The organism is Moorena sp. SIO3I6 (assembly GCF_010672095.1).
On record NZ_JAAHHU010000401.1, the window covers coordinates 1 to 3,845 of the forward strand.

3 protein-coding genes and 1 pseudogene are annotated in these 3,845 nt (G+C 39.0%); 1 reads left to right on the forward strand and 3 read right to left on the reverse strand.

Going from position 1 to position 3,845, the window contains the following annotated elements; all coding sequences use genetic code 11:
* Positions 1-86 precede the first annotated feature (86 nt).
* The 3 genes from F6K49_RS36800 to F6K49_RS36810 form a co-directional block, all read right to left on the reverse strand.
* Positions 87-314, reverse strand: a complete 228-nt coding sequence (locus F6K49_RS36800; protein ID WP_293104848.1) for an HAD-IA family hydrolase — start codon at positions 312-314, stop codon at positions 87-89.
* Positions 315-1,719: 1,405 nt separating this feature from the next.
* Positions 1,720-2,610, reverse strand: coding sequence for a WecB/TagA/CpsF family glycosyltransferase (locus F6K49_RS36805; protein WP_293104852.1), 891 nt, complete (start codon positions 2,608-2,610; stop codon positions 1,720-1,722).
* Positions 2,611-2,965: 355 nt separating this feature from the next.
* Complete coding sequence (locus F6K49_RS36810) at positions 2,966-3,334, reverse strand: EamA family transporter (RefSeq protein WP_293104855.1); 369 nt, start codon at positions 3,332-3,334, stop codon at positions 2,966-2,968.
* 135 nt (positions 3,335-3,469) lie between these two features.
* Here F6K49_RS36810 and F6K49_RS36815 point away from each other — a divergent pair.
* Positions 3,470-3,845: pseudogene (locus tag F6K49_RS36815) on the forward strand (TerB family tellurite resistance protein); the annotation flags it as partial.

Genomic DNA, 3,845 nt, shown 5'->3' on the forward strand with positions numbered 1-3,845 from the left:
GCTAGATAAAATGAACTGTCAAGAGATTGTTTTTGTTAACAAGCTGATGAAACTTTTCCTTTTGTAACCAATAATTTTTGATAGCTCTATGTATTTTTTTTTATTAAAAAAAATACTAAGCCATTGGCTTTGGCATTTAAAATATCAGACTGATAATTATCACCAATGTGAAGGATATATTCTGGGTTACATCCTAGCTTTTCAACAACATATCCATAAATATATCCTCTAAATTTAGTTTTGCCTATAGTAGAGGATAAAAATAGCTTTTCACTATCATCATAGCCTGCCGAATGAATAATTTTATTGATCACCGATAGGGGGAGATACATATCTTAGATAAAAATAATCTGTTTATAAATTTTTCGGCAATAGTTATAGACCGAAAAAATAAATTCATTACGTCTGCAAACATCCCCTTCGGTTTGTATTTCAATTTTTTTAGTATTTGTGCGCTTTGGTCATTAAGTCCAAAATCTTCTACCAAACACTCAAATATGGTATCCAAGGTAACTTCTGAGAGGATATATGAAAAGTTTTTTGATACTGAATTTTGCCCCCCTAGCCCCCCAAATTTGGGGGAAGAGTCAATTTGCTTCTAAAAGTCCCCCAATTTTGGGGGATTTAGGGGGCTTGGATGTAGCAAATGATACTTCTCAGACAACCTCTGAGACCTGTTCTCGTCTCCAGAGTTTGTCCCTAGATTTTTTTTATGCTTTTTGTCTAAGCTTAGGATAATTTGGTAATAACTCGGAATGACAATAATCATATTGCTTTTGAACCAGTGTAAAGACATCACTTTGCTCTAAAACATTGCGTATAATTGCGGTATCAAAGATATCAAATGATACGTATTGGGATGTATTGATGATCTTGGCTAGTGTGTGATCCATCTGACCTATATTGAAACTAAGCTCCTAAAAACCCACCTAATCCAGTGTTGGGTTTGCCTTGCCATATCTATGTGTTCCTAACTACTCTGATTTTGCTATTCAAGGGAAAAGTAAGGATAGATAAGCAGTTAATGGGACTAGCATTGACAAGAGTAATTAGAAAACGGGCAATAAAAGCATTGCCCTGGCTAAGTGAGAAATCTCAGACTATCTAATGACAGAATTCCCATTAGTGGAGAAAAAGTAACACTATTACTCTCAACCATAAAAATTATCGATCATGAAAGCAGTGTCTTTGTGGAAACTCCAAAACTCTCTCCCGATCTTGGAAGGTTGGTGAATTACCTCTGTTGTGCCTATACAATTGGGATACAAACATACACTACATAAGACCCCCAGTTAGCCTACAGCTAAGCTGGGGGAATACTGCCAAGGTATTCACAGCATTTTGCTTATGTCAATAGTGATCAGTGAACCGACACTCTCAAATACCGAAATATACCTGAAAGATACCAAGTGTTTTGTAAAGGTCAAGGGTAGCTAATGGGCAAGTGATACTAAGTTAGGCTCAAAGATAGTATCTTTCTCAAAAGGTGATGGGGTGATGGGATGATGGAGTGATGGGGTGATGGGGTCATGGGGTGATGGGGTGATGGGATGAAAGTGCTAACTATGAATGCAACTTAGTATCACTTGGTATGAATCATGATCATGGTGGTCTTGCACCATGACTGAAACAAAATTAATTTTATTAATTTTTTCAGTTATTATGAGTTTACTGACTAGAACTCGCTAACAGCTGCAGATCAGGTGCATCCTGATTTTGCTAGTTCATTCCCTGAGGTAATGGTGAAAGAAGGCTTACAGGCTCGTCTAAACTGTGTTTTTGTCCATTTAGCATGTACCCCATCTTCTCTACTCTTAAAGGTTGTGCATAAAATTTAGCTAGAGCAAGTTGAAAGAAAAAGGCTGGATTACCGAGTAAGTAGCGAGCTGCCAGACGTTTGGGTTCACGGGATAAACGATAAAGCCACTCTCCTCCAAGATTGGAAATAAATTCTGGACAGTCAGGAACCAAACCTGCCAATCGGTCGATCACTGCACCACAAGGCATGAACACATTGACATTAAGACGACTACGATGCTGCCAAATCCATTTTTCTTGAATTGGCATACCCATGCCTACCAATAAAATATTAGGTTTTGTCTGGTTAATTTTATTAATTATCTCTTGATTTTGGCTGGGGTCTTCTTTATCAAAATATCCGTGGTGACCATTGACAATAATATTGGGGTATTGTTGTCTAAGGTTAGTAAGGGCTGTTTCTAGATGCTTAGGCTTTGACCCCAGCAGAAACATTGACAAACCATTTTGGTTAACATTCTCCAGCAATTTTGGCAGTAATAGTGTGTAAGACGCGCGGTATTTTAGTGATAAATTGTACCCCATAAACTGATGGGCTTTTAAGATACCCATACCGTCACAATGGGCGATTTCTGCACTTTGGATAAATTGATAAAACCATGGTAGCTGCATCGAAAGATTAAAACTATGTACGTTATAGTGAGCTACGGTTATTTTTCTGTCTTCAACGCAAGTGGCATGAATGGCATCTACAATTCTAGGGACGGTTACACAAGATATTCTACGCTCTAGCAAATGTACATTAATAGCAGGTAAATAATCTAATTCATTCAGTTGATTTTTTATTGCCATTGCCGTAATAGTTAGAGTAGTGATTAATTACAGTATTGCTACCGGTTGTCCGCGATCGCGTTTTTACGATGTCCAAATTATGAATAAGTTATGTGTGTCTATCACAAGTAGGACTTACGCAGCTGATCGAGAAATTAACGTTTTAGCTAATAGGGAACTTCGGCTCTGGCAACAGAGCACCGGCAATAGGTAATTACAGCAGTTTTACAGATCTGATTTTACAGATCTGAGTGGATAAGTCTTGAGGAGGTAAAAGGCTTGTATCCTTGGATGGTATCCCCCCATTACCACCCTAAAAAAGCCGGGTACACAAGAGGCTTACATCCATGGTCTTTACAAATGACTAATGACTAACTTATCTTTTCCAAATTACCAACATTACACCGCAGATAATCACACCCAACCCCACGGCACGACTAAGGGGGATGGTTTCCTTAAAGAAAAAATAGCCCATCAGTACGGAGAAGATGTAAGTCAAGGATACTGAAGGACCAGCAACACTGAGATTTACCCTGGTCAGCAACAAAATGTATGCGAGTGCCCCTAAACCATAACAACATAACCCTGCTATAATCTCTGGGGTCTTGGGTATACTGAAAATTTGATCTAGCCAATTGCTAGCGTTAACTTTTTCCAGCTTTTCGGCTCCAGTTTTGAGCAAGAACTGTCCAGTAGCACTGGTTAGGACTGACATTAAGAAAAGAATAAATTCTGCTAGAGTCACGAATATCTGAGAATTACGATTGGTCGATGCTTCTTAATCCGATTGCTATTTTGATGTTATAGGCTTCAAGCTTCAGGAGCTTAAGTTATTGTGATTGCTCCTAAAATAGTGTTAGGAGATTGATTTTAAGTATTTATGGCTATTTCCAGCTCTGCTACCTACACCGAAGAACAAATTTCAGCTTGGCTGCGGGGTTTATTTGCCGTTGCCTGGGCTGATGGTCACTTTGACCCAGAAGAACAAGAGGTTATGGCTCAAATCACCCAAGAGAAATTGGCTCCTGGCACTGATTTGCAGTCTTTTGATAAACCCATTACTCCTGAAGAACTAGCAGCAGCTTTAGGTAAGGATAACACAACGGCAGAGAATTTTCTACGAACTGCCGTAATGGTAGCCTTGGCAGATGGGGTGTACTCTGCGACTGAAGCTGATGTTCTACACCAGTTCTGTGAAGCGCTAGGTCATAAGGTTGAGGCTCTTGAATCACTGCAGGTAACTCTTTATGACGGTA

What these genes read in the sequence shown, in the direction of transcription:
- F6K49_RS36805 (WP_293104852.1), bottom strand. Translation starts at nt 2,610, where the DNA reads ATGGCAATAAAAAATCAACTGAATGAATTAGATTATTTACCTGCTATT.